19 protein-coding genes are annotated in these 19,576 nt (G+C 49.5%); 11 read left to right on the plus strand and 8 right to left on the minus strand.

Annotated elements, in window-relative coordinates; translation table 11 throughout:
* The first annotated feature begins 52 nt into the window (after positions 1-52).
* Both I2I11_RS00850 and I2I11_RS00855 read left to right on the plus strand, forming a co-directional pair.
* The gene (locus tag I2I11_RS00850) at positions 53-1,732 is read left to right on the plus strand and encodes an amidase (RefSeq protein ID WP_196265774.1); all 1,680 of its coding nucleotides are present in this window, start codon (positions 53-55) and stop codon (positions 1,730-1,732) included.
* A gap of 136 nt (positions 1,733-1,868) precedes the next feature.
* Entirely contained in the window at positions 1,869-4,265 is a 2,397-nt protein-coding gene (locus I2I11_RS00855) for a prolyl oligopeptidase family serine peptidase (protein ID WP_196265775.1), read from the plus strand.
* A 78-nt stretch (positions 4,266-4,343) separates the two neighbouring features.
* Here the strand turns inward: I2I11_RS00855 and I2I11_RS00860 are convergent, their stop codons facing one another.
* Positions 4,344-5,147, minus strand: coding sequence for a phosphatase PAP2 family protein (locus tag I2I11_RS00860; RefSeq protein WP_196265776.1), 804 nt, complete (start codon positions 5,145-5,147; stop codon positions 4,344-4,346).
* Positions 5,148-5,421: 274 nt separating this feature from the next.
* On the opposite strand from I2I11_RS00860, the gene metK reads away from it, so the two are divergent.
* Positions 5,422-6,726 carry a methionine adenosyltransferase gene (gene metK / locus I2I11_RS00865; RefSeq protein WP_196265777.1) on the plus strand — a complete coding sequence of 435 codons (1,305 nt, stop codon included), beginning with the start codon at positions 5,422-5,424 and terminating at the stop codon, positions 6,724-6,726.
* 145 nt (positions 6,727-6,871) lie between these two features.
* Here the strand turns inward: metK and I2I11_RS00870 are convergent, their stop codons facing one another.
* From I2I11_RS00870 to I2I11_RS00895, 6 genes are all read right to left on the minus strand, one after another.
* Entirely contained in the window at positions 6,872-7,111 is a 240-nt protein-coding gene (locus I2I11_RS00870) for a type II toxin-antitoxin system RelE/ParE family toxin (protein ID WP_196265778.1), read from the minus strand.
* Entirely contained in the window at positions 7,099-7,281 is a 183-nt protein-coding gene (locus I2I11_RS00875) for a hypothetical protein (RefSeq protein WP_196265779.1), read from the minus strand. The genes I2I11_RS00870 and I2I11_RS00875 overlap by 13 nt, the downstream gene beginning before the upstream one ends.
* A gap of 213 nt (positions 7,282-7,494) precedes the next feature.
* A complete protein-coding gene (hpf, locus tag I2I11_RS00880; RefSeq protein WP_196265780.1) occupies positions 7,495-7,794 on the minus strand; it encodes a ribosome hibernation-promoting factor, HPF/YfiA family in 300 nt (99 codons plus the stop codon).
* Positions 7,795-7,818: 24 nt separating this feature from the next.
* Positions 7,819-8,697 (minus strand): tyrosine-type recombinase/integrase, encoded by an 879-nt coding sequence (locus I2I11_RS00885; protein ID WP_196265781.1) that lies wholly within the window; start codon positions 8,695-8,697, stop codon positions 7,819-7,821.
* 70 nt (positions 8,698-8,767) lie between these two features.
* Positions 8,768-8,962 (minus strand): 30S ribosomal protein S21, encoded by a 195-nt coding sequence (rpsU, locus tag I2I11_RS00890; RefSeq protein ID WP_196265782.1) that lies wholly within the window; start codon positions 8,960-8,962, stop codon positions 8,768-8,770.
* A gap of 242 nt (positions 8,963-9,204) precedes the next feature.
* Positions 9,205-10,344, minus strand: coding sequence for an acyl-CoA dehydrogenase family protein (locus I2I11_RS00895; RefSeq protein ID WP_196265783.1), 1,140 nt, complete (start codon positions 10,342-10,344; stop codon positions 9,205-9,207).
* A gap of 249 nt (positions 10,345-10,593) precedes the next feature.
* Between I2I11_RS00895 and I2I11_RS00900 the strand changes: the two genes are divergently transcribed.
* The 7 genes from I2I11_RS00900 to I2I11_RS00930 all read left to right on the plus strand — a co-directional run bounded on the left by I2I11_RS00900 (position 10,594) and on the right by I2I11_RS00930 (position 18,372).
* Positions 10,594-11,340 carry a tyrosine-protein phosphatase gene (locus I2I11_RS00900; RefSeq protein ID WP_196265784.1) on the plus strand — a complete coding sequence of 249 codons (747 nt, stop codon included), beginning with the start codon at positions 10,594-10,596 and terminating at the stop codon, positions 11,338-11,340.
* Between the two features lie 28 nt (positions 11,341-11,368).
* Positions 11,369-12,370, plus strand: a complete 1,002-nt coding sequence (locus I2I11_RS00905; RefSeq protein WP_196265785.1) for an NAD-dependent epimerase/dehydratase family protein — start codon at positions 11,369-11,371, stop codon at positions 12,368-12,370.
* Between the two features lie 65 nt (positions 12,371-12,435).
* A complete protein-coding gene (locus I2I11_RS00910) occupies positions 12,436-13,833 on the plus strand; it encodes a tetratricopeptide repeat protein (RefSeq protein WP_196265786.1) in 1,398 nt (465 codons plus the stop codon).
* Positions 13,834-13,838: 5 nt separating this feature from the next.
* Positions 13,839-14,624 (plus strand): phosphosulfolactate synthase, encoded by a 786-nt coding sequence (locus I2I11_RS00915; RefSeq protein WP_196265787.1) that lies wholly within the window; start codon positions 13,839-13,841, stop codon positions 14,622-14,624.
* Between the two features lie 314 nt (positions 14,625-14,938).
* The gene (locus I2I11_RS00920; RefSeq protein WP_196265788.1) at positions 14,939-15,679 is read left to right on the plus strand and encodes a shikimate dehydrogenase family protein; all 741 of its coding nucleotides are present in this window, start codon (positions 14,939-14,941) and stop codon (positions 15,677-15,679) included.
* Between the two features lie 421 nt (positions 15,680-16,100).
* The gene (locus I2I11_RS00925; protein ID WP_196265789.1) at positions 16,101-16,679 is read left to right on the plus strand and encodes an RNA polymerase sigma factor; all 579 of its coding nucleotides are present in this window, start codon (positions 16,101-16,103) and stop codon (positions 16,677-16,679) included.
* On the plus strand, positions 16,663-18,372 hold the full coding sequence (locus I2I11_RS00930) for an outer membrane beta-barrel protein (protein WP_196265790.1): 1,710 nt from the start codon (positions 16,663-16,665) through the stop codon (positions 18,370-18,372). Before I2I11_RS00925 ends, I2I11_RS00930 begins: the two co-directional genes overlap by 17 nt.
* A gap of 312 nt (positions 18,373-18,684) precedes the next feature.
* Here the strand turns inward: I2I11_RS00930 and I2I11_RS00935 are convergent, their stop codons facing one another.
* Complete coding sequence (locus I2I11_RS00935; protein WP_196265791.1) at positions 18,685-18,984, minus strand: hypothetical protein; 300 nt, start codon at positions 18,982-18,984, stop codon at positions 18,685-18,687.
* Between the two features lie 9 nt (positions 18,985-18,993).
* On the opposite strand from I2I11_RS00935, the gene I2I11_RS00940 reads away from it, so the two are divergent.
* On the plus strand, positions 18,994-19,368 hold the full coding sequence (locus I2I11_RS00940; protein ID WP_196265792.1) for a hypothetical protein: 375 nt from the start codon (positions 18,994-18,996) through the stop codon (positions 19,366-19,368).
* Positions 19,369-19,576 lie beyond the last annotated feature (208 nt).

Here is a 19,576-nt window from a genome sequence, read left to right on the forward strand (position 1 = left end):
TTTTTTATCAACAAATCCGGTATATTGTATGATGTTCTAATTATAGAAGGAAATGAATAAAAAACTTAATACAGCTATGCTATGCAGCATCTGCTTCATCTCAGGTGCTTTCATCACTAAAATAGCCGATGATAAAATAACGGTGAACATACTGCAAAGCGCACAGCAATTGATGGGCCTCCATTTTACAGACGCTCAACTTGATTCGGCCACTACAGAGCTGGAAAGTTTGCGGGAGAATTACGAAGCCATACGCGAGGTGCCGCTGCCGAACAGTGTAGCGCCCGCACTGGTGTTCAACCCTATTCCGGTGGGTTATACTTTCGAGCAGCAGCGTGTGCCCTTTGAAGTGGCGCGGCCGGAGAAGGTAAAGCTTCCGAAGAACAGAAACGAACTGGCGTTCTATACCATTCCGCAACTGGCAGAACTTATCCGTACCAGGCAAATCTCCTCCGAAGAGCTCACTAAATTCTTTCTGGCCCGCTTAAAGAAGTATGGCCCCACGCTGGAATGCGTAACCACGCTCACAGAAGAACTAGCACTGAAACAGGCGCGGCAGGCAGATCAGGAAATAAAGGCCGGCAAGTATAAAGGCCTGCTTCATGGCATACCGTTCGGCGTGAAAGATCTGCTTTCGACACGCACCTATAAAACCACATGGGGTGCCATGCCCTACAAAAACCAGCTGCTTGATGAAGATGCTACTGTTGTGAAGCGCCTGGAAGATGCCGGGGCAGTGCTGGTAGCCAAAACTACCTTGGGTGCCCTGGCCATGGGGGATGTATGGTACGGCGGCAAAACCAGAACCCCTTGGGATATTACCAAAGGCTCCAGCGGCTCTTCCGCCGGTTCGGCCTCTGCAGTGGCAGCAGGTCTGCTGCCTTTTGCCATCGGCACCGAAACGCTCGGTTCTATCGTGTCACCTTCCACAGCGTGTGGCACTACCGGTTTGCGGCCAACGTTTGGCCGCGTGAGCCGCCACGGAGCCATGGCGCTCAGCTGGTCGATGGACAAGATTGGACCGATAACGCGTGCTGCCGAAGACTGTGCCATCGTGTTTAACGCCATCTATGGCCCGGATGGCCTGGACCCGTCTGTGTACGACGCGCCGTTTAACTATAACACAAGTATAAATCCGAAGAAATTACGAGTTGGATATCTAAAGAAAGACTTTGAGCAGAAGTATGGCTTCAAGGAAAACGATCAGGCCACGCTGGAAACGCTGCGCAAAGCAGGTATAGAACTGGTGCCGATAGCGCTTCCGGATCTGCCCGCGGGAGATTTGACATTTACCATCTCGGTAGAAGGGGCAGCTGCTTTTGACGAACTAACCCGTAGTGGGCGCGACAGCCTGATGGTGCAGCAGCAAAAAGGTGCCTGGCCGAACCAGTTCAGGGCGGCGCGGTTTGTGCCGGCTGTAGAATACCTGCAGGCGCAGCGGGTGCGTACTTTACTGGTGCAGCAGATGCAGGAGAAGCTGAAAGATATTGATGTATACATCAGCCCTTCTTTCGCCAGCAATAACTTAGTGGTCACCAACCTGATGGGACATCCGTGCGTGGTGGTGCCGAACGGCTTCCGCGAAAACGGCCTGCCCACGACCATCACCTTTATGGGCAAGCTATTCGGTGAAGCGCAGTTGCTGGCCTTTGCCAAATTCTACCAGGGACTGACTCCTTTCGAAGATCAGCACCCGAAGCTGGCCTTTGCCAACACAAAAGCAGGTAAGTAGGAGGTTAACCTGGCTCTGTCCGGCAGTAGCACTTGTGGTTTATAATCACTGCCTTTCCAGATCCCATGTTAGTATTAGGCGGAAAATTCAGGGATTTTTAAATTAACTTTACTCATCAACCAAACACAAAATCAATATGCTCTTAAAGAAGCGAGCCATGGCTCTGGTAGCCTGGCTGTTGCTATGCGGCGGCGCATTGCAGGCACAAGATGGTAAAATGGTGCTTAGCGTGGAAAAAATCATGCGCGACCCTGTCTGGATGGGAACCTCTCCAAGTAATGTTTTCTGGTCTGAGGATGGCCGCAAAGTATACTTTGATTGGAACCCCGAAGGAAACAAACACGATTCGCTTTACAGCGCTTCCGAAGATGGCACAAACATCAAAAAGGTAAGTCCGCAGGAGCGGCGCAGCCTGCCATCTCCGTACGGCAACTATAACCGCGCCGAAACAAAGAAGGTTTACGAGCAAAATGGCGACGTTTTTCTATATGATATTAAATCCGGAAAGGCACGGCAGGTAACGGGTACCGTAGAGCGGGAGAGCAACCCCAGCTTTAGCCACGACGAACAAAAAGTGGTTTACCTGAAAGACAACAACCTGTATGCCTGGAACATCAGCAGCGGACAAACACAGCAGTTAACTGACTTCAGGAAAGGCAACAAACCAACCAATGCAGAGAGCAAAGATCCGCAGCGTGTCTGGCTGCGTGAGCAGCAATTGGCCCTGCTGCAGGTGGTGCGGGAACGTGAGGAAGCCGAGGCAGCGCAGGAAAAGCAGCAGAAGCGTGATGCTCCCGACCGGCCAAAGGAAATATATATCGGCGACAAGGTCGTGGGCAGTGTTATACTTAGTCCGGACGAACGTTTTGTTACCTACCAACTGATTAGCCGCCCTAAAAATGCGAAAGTTGCGGATGTGCCAAACTATGTAACCACCTCCGGCTATACAGAGGACATCAGCACCCGCACCAAGGTAGGCGATGCGCAAAACAAGTATGAGTTCTTTGTGTATGATGCCCAGCGTGATACTGCTTATGCTGTGTCGATGAAGGGGATAGAAGGGATTTACGAGCAGCCGGCTTACCTAAAAGGAAAAGAGGCTAAGAAAGATACTGCCGAAAGCAAAACCCAAAAGCAGGAGATGCGGGAAGTGGCTATTTATGGCCCGTACTGGTCTGATAATGGGAAGAATGCCGTAGTCGTAGCGCGCTCAGAGGACAACAAAGACCGCTGGATTATGACGCTGGAGCCGGCAACGGGAAAGCTGACCGTGATAGACCGCCAGCACGACGATGCCTGGATCAGCGGCCCGGGTGTAGACTATGGTCCCGGCGATATCGGCTGGCTACCGGATAATGAGCATATCTGGTTTGAATCGGAGGAGAGCGGCTATGCCCATCTTTATACTGAGAATATCCACACCGGGAAAAAGAAAGCCCTGACCAGCGGCAAGTATGAAGTATCGGATGTGCGCCTGTCAGATAATAAAAAGAACTTCTACTTTACGGCAAACAAAGTACACCCGGGCGAGCATCATTTCTACCGTCTGCCGGTGCAGGGCGGCGAGCCCGTGCAACTCACTACCATGCCAGGTGCATCAGAAGTAACAATGTCGCCGGACGAGAAAACGCTGGCTATCCTGTACTCCTACACCAACAAGCCCTGGGAGCTGTTTGTGATGGACAATAAAAAGGGTGCTAAGCCAAAGCAGGTTACCCACTCCACTACGGCAGAGTTCGAGTCTTATGACTGGCGCGATCCGGAGGTTATCTCCTTCAAAGCACGTGATGGGGCCGATGTATACGCAAGGGTTTATCGTCCGGCCAAACCGCAGAAAAATGGACCGGCCGTGCTGTTTGTGCATGGCGCAGGCTACCTGCAGAACGCACACAAGTGGTGGAGCAGCTACTTCCGTGAATACATGTTCAACAACTTCCTGGCTGATCAGGGATATACCGTGATGGACATCGATTACAGGGGCAGCGCAGGGTATGGCCGCGATGTGCGTACCGGTATTTACCGTTTTATGGGCGGAAAAGACCTGGATGATAACGTAGACGGCGCCAAATACCTGGCAGAGAAGTATGACGTAGATCCAAAGCGGATTGGCTTGTATGGCGGCTCTTATGGAGGTTTTATCACCTTAATGGGCATGTTTACGCAGCCTGATGTATTTGCCGCCGGAGCCGCATTGCGCTCCGTAACGGACTGGGCGCATTACAACCATGGTTATACTTCCAACATCCTCAACACGCCTTATACCGACAGCCTGGCTTATGCCAAAAGCTCGCCCATCTATTATGCCGACGGCCTGAAAGGCGCTTTGCTGATGTGCCACGGCATGGTAGACACTAATGTGCATTTCCAGGATATTGTGCGCCTGACGCAACGGCTGATTGAACTCGGGAAAGAGAACTGGGAGCTGGCCGTATACCCTGTCGAAAGCCACGGCTTCGTGGAACCCTCCAGCTGGACAGACGAGTATAAACGGGTTTACAAGCTGTTCGAGGAGAACCTGAAGCCGGAGAAATAAGCAGCAGTGGAATGAACAAACAGAAAGCGCTGGAACGGTAAATTCCTGCGCTTTCTGTTTGTTAGATGTGGAGACAATCTAAAATGTATACGTCAGCACGGCGCCGTTGTACTCCGGCGAAGATACAGGTATCAGGCTGATGTCAGTTTCGTTTGATTTTTTGTGCAGTTGCGGTACCAGAATTCCTGAAGCGGCGCCAACAGCATAGCCGATCAGGTTATCGCTTAAGAAGTGTTTGCCGGCCCGGAGGCGCAGGTATCCTACTGTGGCAGGTACCGCAGCAGCGGCGGCCCATACATAGGGCCGGGCTCTGGAATCGGGATTAAAGTCATTGAAAATCTTAGCTGCAAAGAAAGAGGCGCTAGCGGCGGCGGCAGTGTGGCCCGCAAAAAAGGCGCTCCGTGCATTAGCCGTTGTCTTGTCAGATATTGCAACATCGGGGCTGTAAGCCAAAGGGCGTGTGCGCGGATAGTTTCCGTTGGCCATGGTAAAAAGAGCGCCCGTCACCGCCATGGTCTCCACATAAAGTACGAATACCTGCCCCGCCTTGCTGCGTACGTTGTCGTTGAGCAACAGTAAGACAGGCGCTGCAAAAGACCCATAAAAAGGAAAGTCGCTGGTATTCTTTGCAGACAATGAATGCCAGCCGGCCGAAAAGCGATCAAAACTGTTTACATCACTTTTTTGAAGGGCCATAGCTTCTGCAGCAGTTAGCCCTTCTTTATCCTGCATCAGGGTTAAACCATAGTAACTAAGACCCATACCTGCCACAATTACAGGTCCATCCACTTTCAGGCTTGTGTTATAAGGGGAGTCACTCTGGCAAATTGCCGGCCTGGCAAAGAGCGTAAGTATAGCAAGGATGGCTAAAATTTGTTTCATACAGGTATTATAATGGGGTTGATTAATGTAATAAGGTTAAGTACCTTAATGAGGTTAATTAACGTTTTTGAAACGCTACAGCCGATAAAAAGTTTTACATGCCGGCAGTTGTGTATAAGGGGCTGGGGCAAGGCGGGGCTTTGGTATGATGGCTGGGCCGCGCCACTTTGCAATACTTAGATTTACATTATTTTAAGTGTGGCAGAATTGTCTTAGCTTTGCACGCGCTGCTGAAAGGTAGCAGGTTTATACTTTGTACCTAAACCCATAATAAATGCCTTATTTATTTACTTCTGAGTCTGTTTCAGAAGGACATCCTGATAAAGTAGCGGATCAGATATCTGACGCACTGCTCGATGCTTTTTTAGAGCAGGACCCGCAATCGAAAGTGGCTTGCGAAACGCTGGTAACTACCGGCCTGGTAGTACTGAGTGGCGAGGTGAAGACCAAGGCCTATGTAGATGTACAGAAAGTAGCGCGTGAGGTGATCAAGCGCATCGGCTATACCAAATCAGAATACATGTTTGATGGGGATGCCTGTGGCGTTATCTCTGCCATACACGACCAATCAAGCGACATAAACCAGGGTGTAGAGCGTGCCAATCCGGAAGATCAGGGTGCCGGCGACCAGGGAATGATGTTTGGTTACGCTACCAACGAAACAGATAATTATATGCCGCTGGCGCTGAGCATCTCACATCTGCTGCTGCAAGAGTTATCTGCAATTCGCAAAGAAGGCAGGGAAATGACTTACCTGCGCCCCGATGCTAAATCGCAGGTGACCATCCGGTACAGCGACAACCACGTGCCGGAGAAAATAGATACCATTGTTATTTCTACACAGCACGACGAGTTTGTGCTGCCGGAAAATGACAGTACAGAAGCCAAGAATACAGCTGAAGTGCAAATGCTGCAGCAGATAGAGGAGGATGTAGCCAATATACTTATTCCGCGTGTGCTGAACTTATTGCCGGAACGTACGCAAAAGCTGTTTAACGGTGATATCATACACCACATCAATCCAACCGGTAAATTCGTAATCGGCGGTCCGCATGGAGATACCGGTCTCACCGGCCGTAAAATCATCGTGGATACGTATGGCGGCAAAGGTGCGCATGGCGGCGGTGCTTTCTCCGGTAAAGACTCTTCTAAAGTAGACCGATCCGCGGCATATGCCACACGCCATATTGCCAAAAACCTGGTAGCTGCCGGCGTAGCAGATCAGGTGCTGGTGCAGGTGGCTTATGCCATTGGCGTAGCCAAGCCGGTAGGCCTGTATGTAACTACCTATGGCTCTACCAAAGTGAAGGATGCGCAGGGGAACACCATGAGCGACGGCGAAATTGCTGAGAAAGTAAGCAAGCTGTTCGACCTGCGGCCTTATGCCATTATCCAGCGCTTTGGCCTGCAAAACCCTATTTTCTCCGAAACAGCCGCTTATGGCCACATGGGCAGAACACCAGGTATAAAAAAGGTGGAAGTAGGCAGGAACGGACAGAAAGAAGAAAAGGAATTTGAGACTTTCACATGGGAGAAGCTCGACTATGTGGATAAAATAAAACAGGAGTTTGGTCTGTAATTCTGGATAAGAATATAAAACAAAACAGCCTGCTATAGTTAGCAGGCTGTTTTGTTTTATAGAAAATAAGCGTTGGAGCCAGTAATATCATTCAAAAATGGATTACTCAGTCAGGGGCCGGAGCCCATTATAAACAGCTAAAATATCAATTTGGTTGCTTGCTACGATACATAATCCTGTAATTTCTAAAAATTAATTCTCTGATTTCCGGCCTTTCTATTTCTGGAACAACTCTGCCTACTTGAGGGTATTTTTCTAAAATTTGCGCTTTATCAAAAAACTTGTCAGTTACTCTGTCAGCAAACTGTTTGGATTGACGGTTAAAGTATTCTCTTATTTCATATATGTTTTCAATTGCGTGGCGAGTCCAGGTTATTTTGACCATTGCTTTAGCATTTCTCTCGCTTCCTGAGTAGAGTAAATTTCGCCCCGATTAGATTGTTCCAGTCCTGTTTCTATTTTCTGCAACAGCATCAATTTATCCATCAACTCGTCGATCGAAAATTTATCAGGCATATCTTTTAGACTGTTAATTACCTTTTCTTTTGTTATCATATCTCCATCTCTTTAAAAACTACAAGTTTCGGATACTTAGCATAAAATCTCTGTTTTTAAGCTTAAAGGGGCGTCGCTGCTATACAGCGACGCCCTATATAAAAGAAAGCATTTGGGACTGAATATCGCTAAAGACAACACGTGTGATTTCTTAAAACAGGTAAAATTAATAATTTGTGATTCGGGAATCATACCTGCAATAGCCCGTTTGCCTTAATGTGCGGTTTGCTTCTGTTTAAACCGTTTCAGTTGGCGGCGCATGGCATCTACGGCAGCATCTGCAGCAGCTTCAAAAGAAGGAGCATCTTCCTGTGAAAAAAGCGTGGTGCCCGGCACAAATAACCGAATCTCCACTGTTTTATTATCTATACCGTCTTTGTTATTATTCTTCAGGAATACCTCCCCGTTTACGACCCTATCATAGAACGTCTCCAGTTTATTCACCTTCTGCTGAACAAAGTTATTCAGCTGCTCATCTGCCTCGAAGTTGATGGAATACATTTGTAACTTCATAGTCTTAACATTTAATGGTTTAACTTATGCTTTGGGATGTGCTTTCTCGAAAACCGATTTCAGCTTTTCGATAGAATTATGCGTGTATACCTGCGTTGCCGCCAGGCTGGCATGCCCCAGTAAATCCTTAATGGCGTTCAGGTTCGCTCCTTTGTTGAGCAGGTGTGTGGCAAACGAATGCCGCAGCACATGTGGGCTGTTATGTTGGGAGGTAGTAACCAAGCTGATATACTTTTTTACAACACGGTAAACGAACTTAGGATATAACGGGCGTGCCTTATTGGTAACGAGCAGTTTTCCGGAATTGTTATCGCCAAATTCGCTTTTCTTGCGCGCCAGGTAAGCTGCTATACTATGCAGCAGGGAGTCGTTAACAGGTATGATACGCTCTTTGTTACCCTTGCCCAGTACACGTACTGTTTTTGCATGTTGGTCTATATCAGCATGTTCTATGTTGAGGAGTTCGGCCAGGCGGATGCCGGTGCCATACAGGAACTCCAGTATAAGCCGGTCGCGCTGGCCTTCAAAATTATCTTCAAAAGAGAAGCTGTCCAGGAAAGTATTGAATGGCTCTTCGGGCACAAAGGCGGGTAGTTTTTTGGAAGCCTTTGGCGCTTTGATGCGCAGCATCGGGTTAAACGGCACGCGCTGTTGTGCCAGCAGGAACCTATAATAGGAGCGGAGGCAGGCTATTTTCCGGTTGATGGACCGCGGCTTGATGTTCTGTTGCACCAGCGTTAGCAGCCAGGAACGGATAATGGTATGGTCGGCCTCTGCCGCATCCGTAATCTGGTATACCTCCGACAAGTACTGGGCGAACTGCCCTAAATCGGTGTGGTATGAGGTAAGGGTATGCGGGCTGTACCGCTTTTCGTACTGAAGGTACTTAAAAAATAAATCCATACATTAGTATACCTGAAGATTGGAACAGGTATACTAATGTATGGAAAAATAAGATATGTTGGAAGAAAGACTAGTAGTTATCCTGCGCGTACATTTTCTGCTTGTAGGCAGCGCGCTCTTTCTGCTTTCTTTTAGACACTGATGGTTTCTCGAAAAAAGTTCTGGAGCGTAGCTCTTTCAGTACACCCGTTCTCTCGAACTTCTTCTTAAATCTTTTTAATGCGCGGTCTACAGACTCGTTATCTTTTACGTTTACAATGATCATATTATCTCTCGCTTCTCTTTGGATTTAGGGTTGCAAATTTACACAAGGTTTTACTTATAAATCAATAGTTTGGCCGATTATTTATTCCAAACAGGCTGCTTTTTATTTGCAGCAGCATAAAATATGTAGCAAAATGAACCAGGATGATGTGCTTATACTTGGTAAATCGATGAATTTAATACTTCATCTTCAAATTTATACATCCCCAAATTTTTAAACCTACTTATACTTGCGGCTGCGGACTATTTAAGTATAGCTCTGGATATAACAAGTTTCTGTATCTCACTTGTTCCCTCGCCGATGGTGCACAGCTTGGCATCGCGGTAATACTTTTCGGCGGGATAGTCTTTGGTATAGCCATAACCGCCAAAAATCTGCACGCCTTCGGTGGCGGTGCGCACTGCCACCTCAGAGGCATAATACTTGGCCATGGCCGACTCTTTGTTCACGTCTAGTCCGCGGTTTTTCATATCGGCGGCTTGGTAAGTCAGTAGCGCGGCAGCCTCAATCTCTGTGGACATATCGGCCAGCTTAAAGGCAATGCCCTGGAAATCGGAAATCGGTTTGTTGAACTGGTGCCGCTCCTGCGAGTATGCCAGTGCCGCGGCAAATGCGCCCTGTGCGATGCCCAGCGACAGCGCAGCAATAGAAATGCGGCCGCCATCCAGCACTTTCATGGCCTGTATAAAGCCTTCGCCCACATTGCCTATCATCTGGCTGCTGTGCACGCGGCAATCCTCAAAGATAAGCTCTGTTGTTTCAGAGGCGCGCATGCCTAATTTGTCTTCCTTGCGGCCTGCACTAAAGCCCGGTGTGCCTTTTTCGATGATAAAAGCGCTCATGCCATGCGAATCGCCCACTTCACCAGTACGCACAATCACCACGGCCACATTGCCCGATTTGCCATGCGTGATAAAGTTCTTGGCGCCGTTAATTACCCAATAGTCGCCGTCCTGTACCGCCACAGTGCGCATGTTGCCGGCATCGGAGCCTGTGTTCGGCTCAGTCAGGCCCCAGGCGCCAAGCCACTCGGCCGTAGCCAGTTTGGGCAGATATTTTTGTTTCTGCTCCTCGCTGCCGAACTGCAGAATATGGCCGGTGCACAGCGAGTTGTGGGCCGCCACCGACAAACCAATCGAGCCGTCTATCTTAGAAATTTCCGCAATGGCCGTGACATACTCCAGGTAACCAAAACCGGAACCGCCGTACTGGGTTGGCACCAGCACGCCCATCAGTCCCAGCTCGCCTAATTTCTTGAAAACCTCCACCGGAAACTCCTGGCTATCATCCCACGCACGCATGTAGGGCTTGATGTGCCTGGCCCCGAAATCGCGAATCATATCGGCAATCATGCGCTGGTTTTCAGTTTGTTTAAATTCCATGTATAATATAGTTGTAGTAATTATAGTTGCGTATATAACGGCACCGCCAAACGGATGTTTACAAAGCTATGTAATTGCGGTAATACGGCCAATCGGCAGATAAAAATAGCCAGCCGGGCCGGCAGCAGGCATTAGCTTCAGTACCATGTCAGGTACGTATTTTGACGGCGCGTATTAATTCTGTTATTTTGAGTTTAGTTTGCCTCCGCTTGTCCGTGGCAGCAACTAAAAGAGGTTGAGAACCAGGAAATGATAAAGTTTTTGCAGGACTTGTTTGGTGGTAATACGGTGCAGGAAGAATCTTTCAGCGCCATTGGGGTAGATATGCACTCCCACGTCCTGCCTGGCCTTGATGACGGGGCCGACAACGTAGATCGTTCCCTGGAACTGGTGCAGGCGCTGCAGGCCATGGGCTACCGCAAACTGATCATGACCCCGCACATTATGAGCGATTTCTACAGAAATACGCCTGAAGGCATACGGGAGCGGCTGCAGTTGCTGCGGGGCGCGGTAAAAGACGCCGGCATAGACATGGAACTTGATTGCGCCGCAGAGTATTACCTGGACGAGGGGCTGACGGAGAAACTGGCAAAGGGAGAAGAACTGCTTACCTTTGGCGACAATTACCTGCTGTTCGAAACGTCGTTTCTGAACGAACCGCTGAACCTGCGGGATGCCATCTTCCAGATGTGCGGACAGGGATACAAGCCGGTGCTGGCACACCCCGAGCGTTATACTTACTTTTATGGCAAGTTTGCCGAACTGGCAGCGCTACGCGATTTGGGAGTGCTGTTTCAGCCTAACCTCAATTCGCTGACAGGCTATTACTCGCCGGGCGCTAAAGATATGGCTGAGCAACTGATAGATGCCGGCCTGGTTGATTTTCTGGGTTCTGACACGCACAGCCTCCGGCACACGGATTCTCTCAGGAAAGTGCTTTCCAGCAGATATCTCACCAGGGCACTGGCACTGCCTATTCGCAACAGCCAGTTATAACAATCTCTCCACACAAACAGCGCTATACATGGTTTTTGTTACAGGCGGCAGCGGGCTTATCGGCAGCTTCTTAATTGCATCGCTTCTGGAGCAGGGCTATGCTGTAAAGGCCAGCTACCGGGGGCAGGTACCGGCCATACCTGGTGCAGATAAAGTGCAGTGGCTGGAGGGAGATATACTGGACTCGGATTTCCTGCGCCAGGCCTTGCAGGATGTACGGTATGTATTTCATTGTGCCGGACTGGTATCGTATGCGCCGCAGGATGAGATGTTGCTGCGGCAGGTGAATATAGAAGGCACTGCCAATGTGGTGGATGCCTGTCTGGAGCAGCAGCAAAGTATAAAGCTGTGTCACGTGAGCTCCATTGCGGCAATAGGGAAGCCCAAAAACACTACTATACTTACCGAGGGCAGTAAATGGGACGTTGCCGCAGAGCACCCCGCCTATGCCAGTTCCAAATACCTGGGGGAACTGGAAGTATGGCGCGCCGTGGCAGAAGGGTTGAAAGCCGTTATCGTGAATCCGTCGGTGGTGCTGGGGCCGGCCGACTGGCACCGCAGCAGCACACAGCTGTTTAAGTATGTATACAACCAGAACAGGTTTTATACTAACGGAAGCGCTAATTTTGTAGATGTGCGCGATGTGGTGGAGGCCATGTTGCAGTTAACTTTTTCGGATATTTCCGGAGAAAGGTTTATCTTAAACGCAGGGGTAATGACGTATAAAGATTTCTTTGCAGAAGCTGCCGCCTGCATGGGCCGGAAAGCGCCTTCCCTGCGCGTGCCGCCGCCTTTGGCGGAGGTGGTGTGGCGCCTGGAACATGTCCGGGCATGGTTTACGGGGGGGCGGCCGCTGATTACAAAAGACACAGCGCGAGCGTCCGGCAAAAGCTACCTGTATAGCAACGAAAAAGTACAGAAAGCCATCAGCATCGCCTTTCGGCCGCTCTCACAAACCATCGCCTGGAGCTGCAGCCGGTTGCTGAAATCTGTACCGGCAAACAAGGCATTTCAGGGCCGCACAAACTAAACTATTTGCCGCATAATAATGTAATATGACAAAAGCTGTAACAAGCAGCTGGTTGGACATTGGAGATGAAAGAAAACTTTGAAGACCACAGCGAAGAGCTGGAATTAATACAACGTTTCGAGCAGATGCTCGGCAACAGGGAAACCGTTTTTTTTGACCTGACAGATTTTGAATTTATTATAGATCATTACACGGCTAACTTTGAGTATACCAAAGCGCTGGCCGCCTGCGATTCTGCCATCGCACAATACCCTTTTTCTACGGAGCTGCAGATAGACAAGGCGCAGCTGCTGGCGATGTCCGGCAGTTTTGAGGAAGCCATGTCTATGATAGACAAAGTGGCGGAGGTAGAACCGGCCAACCCCGACGTGCAGCTCACGCGCGGCATCATCTATACCCAGCGCGGCGACTACCGCGATGCCATCGATCATTTTAAAAAAGCGATGGCTTACGATGAGGAGCGGGATGATATCTACTTCAACATTGGCCTGACGTACCAGAGTTGGGGGAAATTTAACTCCGCCATCAAATACTATAAAAAGTGCATCAGCCTGAACGTGGAAAACGAGGCAGCCATGCAGGAAATCGTGTACTGTATGGAGCTTACCGGCACGCTGCAGGAGCACCTGCCTTTTTTCCAGGAGTTTGTAGATACTGACCCGTACTCATACGTGGCGTGGTTTAACCTGGGCAATGTGCTGAATAAAATTGGCTCTTACGACAAAGCCATTGCTGCCTACGAGTATGCCACGCTCATCAAGCCTGATTTTATCACTGCCTACAACAACATGGCCAACGCTTATGTGTTCCTGGGCGAGTATACCAAAGCCATCGAGAGTTTTAATGCCATGCTGGAGCACGGCGAACCTTCGGCAGAAGTATACTGCAACATCGGCGAGTGCTACGAAAAGCTGATGCAATGGGATCTGGCCCGCCGGTATTACCAGAAATCCGTGGATTTGGACCCGGAGATGGATGAGGCCTGGTTTGGCATTGGCGTGATACTGGATGCGCAGAATAAATGGTATGAGGCGGTTCACTTCTTCAAAAAAGCTGTGGAACTCTACGACGACAGCCCCGAATACTGGGTTGCCCTGGCTGCGGCGGAGTACCAGGTTGGCCATGTGGTATCGGCGCTAGAGAGTTACGAGCGTGCCGCTGAAATCCAGCCTAACGACAAAAATATCTATCTTAACTGGTCTGTAATTCTGTTCGAACAGGGCAATTTTGAAGATGCGACCGATATTATTCTCAACGCCATAGAACTGCAGCCAGACGAAGCCGAGCTATACTACAGGGCTTGTGCTTACATGCTTTCCGCAGGAAAATACCGCGAAGCTTACAATTATTTGGAAAATGCGTTAATTTTGAACTTCGAAAAGCACAGGCTGCTGTTTGAGTTCTTTCCGGAACTGGAGTCGCAGCGCGCATTATCTAGGTTAATTGATCAGTACCGCAAATAAAAAACATGAACTACACCCTGAATAACCTGCCGGAGCGTGATACAAAGCCACGCGACCGCGGTTTTACCATGGCCATGGACAAAGGCCTGAGCATACGCGAGGTAGAGGATTTTATAGATGTTGCCGGAGAGTATGTAGATATTGTAAAGCTGGGCTGGGCTACTTCTTTTGTGACGCCTAACCTGAAGAAGAAGCTGGATGTATACCGGTCGGCCGGCATTCCCACTTACTTTGGGGGTACTTTGTTCGAGGCTTTTATTGTGCGGAACCAGTTTGATGATTATCGCCGTGTGTTGGATCAGTACGAGATGACGTTTGCCGAAGTGTCGGATGGCTCTATTGAGCTGGACCACGGTAAAAAATGCGAATACATCCAGACGCTTTCCGAGCAGGTAACGGTGCTGTCGGAGGTAGGTTCCAAGGATGCCGAGAAAATCATTCCGCCATACATGTGGATCAAGCTGATGCAGGACGAACTGGAAGCCGGCGCCTGGAAAGTAATCGGCGAAGCACGCGAAGGCGGCAATGTGGGTTTGTTCCGATCGACCGGCGAAGTGCGCAGCGGCCTGGTAGAAGAAATCCTGACCAAAATTCCGTTCGAGAAAATCATCTGGGAGGCGCCGATTAAAGCGCAGCAGGTATGGTTCATCAAACTGCTCGGGGCAAACGTAAACCTGGGCAACATTGCGCCAAGTGAGATGATCCCGCTGGAAACGATTCGCCTGGGCCTGCGCGGCGATACCTTCTGGCATTTCCTGAACGTGGAAACTCCTGCAAAGAAGGATTGCTGAAGTATAAAAGCAAAAGCTTATATTGCCCGTAGGCCAATGCCGGACGGGCAATTTTTATTAGCTGCCGTTGCAACAGCCAGCCGTAAATAATAAGGCAAAAGAAAGCAGGACAGAGGTTGAGGACTTCAGGTATAAATGAATTATTTTATACTTGTAAGTAAATAGGTATAAACAAGTATAACCTAGCGCAAGCATCCGCTTGTGTCAGGCAGGAGCATTTATTCGTACTTATAGGTTACCGGCCATACATTATACTTCCTTTTGTACGATTATTACCACATCGATATATTTATAAACCAGCACATTAACCTATTATGCGCAAGTTCGGACTTATCGGCAAAAAGCTGGGGCACTCTTTTTCGAAGCGGTATTTTACAGAGAAGTTTGCCCGCGAAGGTATAAACGATGCGCAATACGAATTGTATGAACTGGCTGCGGCAACTGAACTGAAAACGCTGCTGGCCAGTGAACCGGAATTGCTGGGGCTGAACGTAACGGTGCCTTACAAAGAGCAGGTGCTACCGCTGCTGGACGCGGTGGATGAAGCCGCCGCCCGCATTGGCGCCGTGAACACCATTAAAATAGCGCAGGGCACTACCAAAGGCTTTAATACCGATTATGTCGGTTTTAAGAGTACGCTGCAGGAACTTTACCCGGAGACGGAACATGGGCAGGCACTGGTGCTGGGTACCGGCGGCGCTGCCAAAGCCGTTTGGGCTGCACTCGACGATTTAAGTATAAAGTATACTTCTGTTTCGCGGCAGCCGGCCACAAATGCCCTGACATATGCGGATCTGACGCCAGAACTGCTTCAGAAGTATAATTTACTCATCAATACTACTCCTTTAGGGATGCACCCGCACCCGGATTCCTGTCCGCTGCTTCCCTATGACAGCCTGACCAAAGGACATTATGCTTACGACCTGGTGTATAACCCCGAGCAGACGCTTTTCCTGCAAAAATGTGCCGCTGCCGGCGCTAAAACCATGAACGGCCTGGACATGCTGTACCGCCAGGCAGCAGCAGCCTGGCAAATCTGGACGGCGGAAGCTTAAAGGAGCAAAACACACACTGCTTACTTCAGGTTTATAGTATAAATTATTCCTCCGGCCTTATGTTGCAATGCAACGTTTTGCGTCTAAGCAATGCAATAACGGCACTGGCTTCTATTAGCTACAAGCTATCGGGCAACACAAATGATACATTTCAAACACTTCATCATTAAAATATAAGCGCTGATTATCAGGTATAAATTAATCAAAGCTTTGTGTCTGATGTTGCCGGTGATCGGGATATTCCACATAATACCCGTGTGTTTTTCGCTGCAACATTTTCTTATATTTACATAACGGAAACGAACCAATGTAGCACCACTGCAGGTCTTTGGATGGTGTGTTCCGAAAATAATTACAGGCACTTGCAACCATTTGGTTTTATCAGGAATCATATGGGTGTGTAAGGCATAAACAGGCACATTTGAAGCTCTTTACAAACCCCAGGTCGGACGAGGATAAGCTCATAGAAGGATGCATCGCGGGCAAGCGCGACATGCAGCGGCGCCTCTATGACCTGTATGCAAAAAAGATGATGGCCGTTTGCCTGCGCTACGCCCCTACTACCTTCGAAGCGGAAGACATCATGCAGGATGCTTTTATAAAAGTATACGCCAACCTGCAGAATTTTAAAAAAGACTGCCCACTGGAGTTCTGGGTACGGAAAATTATGGTGAATACCGCCCTGAAGCACCTGCGCAGCAAGCAGTTGCTCACCGTATCGCATGAGGCGGAAGAAGTTGCTAGCGTCTCTTCCGACAGCTTCAGCCTGTCAGGCTATAGTATGGAAGAGTTGCTGGGTATGATCCAGAGCCTTGCGCCCCGCTACCGCATGGTGTTTAACCTGTACGCCATCGAAGGATATAACCACAAGGAAATCGGTGAGATGCTGGATATCTCCGAAGGAACATCAAAATCACAATATTCACGGGCGCGCGCTATACTTCAGGGTATAATTACGCGCCAGGAAGAAAATTATAAGAAACATGTCATCAGCAGCTAACGATAAGCGAGAACAACTCGAGGAAGAGTTCCGGCGCCGGATGCACGACGCTGAGGCTACCCCGTCTGCAGACCTGTGGGCGCGCATAGATCATACGCTTACTATGCAGGAAAACAGTGTATACAAAAGCCGCATGGTGCTGTACCGGCAACTGGCAGCGGCTTGTTTTGTGCTGTTTGTGCTGGCAGGTGCGCTCTTTATGTACCAGTTCAGCAAAGATACAAACCAGGGTTCGCTGGCTACAACGGGGCAGTTGCCAACTGCAGCAGCGCCGGAAACGACGAAAGCAGCACCCGAAGCACTGGCTGCTGCGGCTACCAAAATACCGGCAGCGCAGGTGCCGGGAGAGGCGATGCCGCAAGCTGCCGCAGCCGGAAGTACCAGGAAAAATAATGCCACTGCACCTGTACTTGCTTCAGTGCCGTCTGTGAGCGCGGCAGGCGTCGGGGCCCGAACTGCAAATGCTTCTCAGCCCGCGGACAAGGCTTATACTTATATGGCGGGTTTGCCGGAAAATGCAGCACAGTCAGGAAGTATAACTGCCGGCATCGCGCGCAGCCTCACAGACAGCAAACTCAGGCTAAGCGCCGGGGAAGCTGGCAGGCATAGGACTGCTTTTGCATCGCTGCAGCCTTTTTACCAGACCGCCCGCCAATCCATTGCCGCAACGCCCTTCCTCCAGGGCAGCCATCATACTTCGCGGGCCCCGCTGGGGGCGCAGCAGCTACTGCGTAACCCTGTGGCCGGGCTCGTAGCGGCAAACGTGATACAGGAGCCGGGTACAACGTCTTCCACAGAAGGCGCGGCTTATAAGCAGCAACAGGAACTGGCGCTGGTGCTGAACGGCAAAAAAGAAAGCGAAAGCAGCAGCGATAGCCGCTGGACAGTAGGGATGGCTTACGCGCCAAGTTATTTTGAACAAAACATCGGAATGCCCGACCCAATGGCAGGAACGGCAAGTATGTTTAGCCTGGCAGCGGGAGCTCCTGCCATCAGTACGTTTGATGCTCAGCAAAAGGAAAAAAAACAGGAGGAGTATGCCGACAACACAGATCCCGGCTTCTCTTTTTCGTTTGATGCCAGACTTGGCTTTAAGCTCGCGAAAAGGCTGAAGTTGCTGACCGGCGTGGGTTATGCACAGAATACGGCACGTACCAAATCCAACTACATCATCAGGCCGCTTCTAGGTGAGCCGCAGCGCAGTGAGCGGGTGGTGCTGGAGCCGGCTACAGCTTTTCTGCCCACATTCAGCAATGGCTTCAGCCCGGATTCTATGAGCATTGCCAGCACAGATGTTTATAATGTGCAATACCGTTACCGCCATCTCACGCTACCCGTTGGTCTGCAGTATGAAGGCCGCCTGTCGAAGGACTGGTACTGGTATGCGGGCAGCGGTGTGGCGGCCAATTTTCTGATTCAGAGCACCATTATGGCTTCCAACGATGAGGTAAGCGACGTAAACTTCAACAGCGGCGACGATTCTCCTTTCCGGAAAGTGCAGCTATCGGGCAATGTATCGATGGGTGTGGGCAAGCGGCTTTCCAATGCTGTTTCGGTGTCGGTAGGGCCGGAGTTCAGGGGCTACTTTAATACCTTACTGGCCGAGCCGGACAATGCCCTGGCGCCACAAGGCAAACCTTATACCATTGGCCTGAACATGGCTTTAAACTACGATTTAGGCAGCAGCCGGTAAGCCCCGGAATAAAGCACAAGCAGTACGGTATAAAACGCGCAACTTCTAACCGCGATGCACGCCGGTTTTAAGCTTGCTAAGTACAAAAGCCGCAATCAGGATACAATTATTTCTTTTGCCATCCTGGAAGGATCCTGGTGGCGAATGACAGCAGCAGGTAATCAATGCTTCCCTGGTTTGCCCACAACATCTTTTCAGAATAATAAAGTGTATGTCTTAATTTGTCTACCTGCTTCTACCCCAAGCCTTTTACTTGTCTTATCAGGAGAAGAGAACAGGATATCCGGTTGCGAATAACGAGGCTTTATACCTTCATCTGAATCTGTTTATACCTGAAATTCTGCCGGATTTTTTAGAAATTTTAAGCATCGCCTGCAACCATTGCCCCTGAAAAGGAATCATCAAAGTATAGAAGGAGCCAGCGTTTTTACGACCAATCACGCTTATACTATGAAAACAATGCTGAGTGTGCTGGCAACTATAGCCAGCGCCGATCTGATAGGTTGGTTTGCTATGTTGGCCCTTCTCTTTTTTACCGTATTTTTTTCCGGATGAAATAAGAACAAATTGACCATATACAATCCTGATTCCGCTGCCTGTACCTTTAGCCAAAATAAAACTATGAAAAGCATTTTTTACATCACGCTGCTATACCTGTGCCTTTCGGTGCTGATAGTAAGTTGTGCTGAAAAGGCGCCGGAGCCCACCTGTCTGCAGGCAGAGGTGGTGGGCCCGGACCCCTGCCAGACCGGCTGGTATGTGCTGCAGGTGCTGGAGGAAAATGATCAGGCCATGCATACCGGAGACTTTGTGGGCCAACTGCAATCGGGCTATGTAACCACCGATAACCTGCCCGAAGCATACCGGCAGCCCGGAAAGCGGCTGGAGGTATCGCTGGAACTGAACGGGGAATACAGTCCGCTGTGCGCCGCCGTGCACATGATGTACCCTGCTGTGCGCATTAAGCGTGTGTGCGGCAGCAAAGGCAGTAATTAAGTTATTATACCTTATTGGTTTAGTGTTTAGTTAAATGTTGTTTTTTGATTAGGGAACACAAGTTCTCCTAAAGCCTGCCGGTTTCCGGCAGGCTTTTTCATGCAGGTTTCGCCGTTCCCGCACAAGCAGCAGCACAACTATAATAAGCATAAAAGGTAAACTTACTGCCTGTTTCAGATGTTATAGTTTACCTTTACTAATCTGTAAA

The sequence above is a fragment of the Pontibacter rufus genome (genome assembly GCF_015694705.1).
Taxonomy (GTDB): domain Bacteria; phylum Bacteroidota; class Bacteroidia; order Cytophagales; family Hymenobacteraceae; genus Pontibacter; species Pontibacter rufus.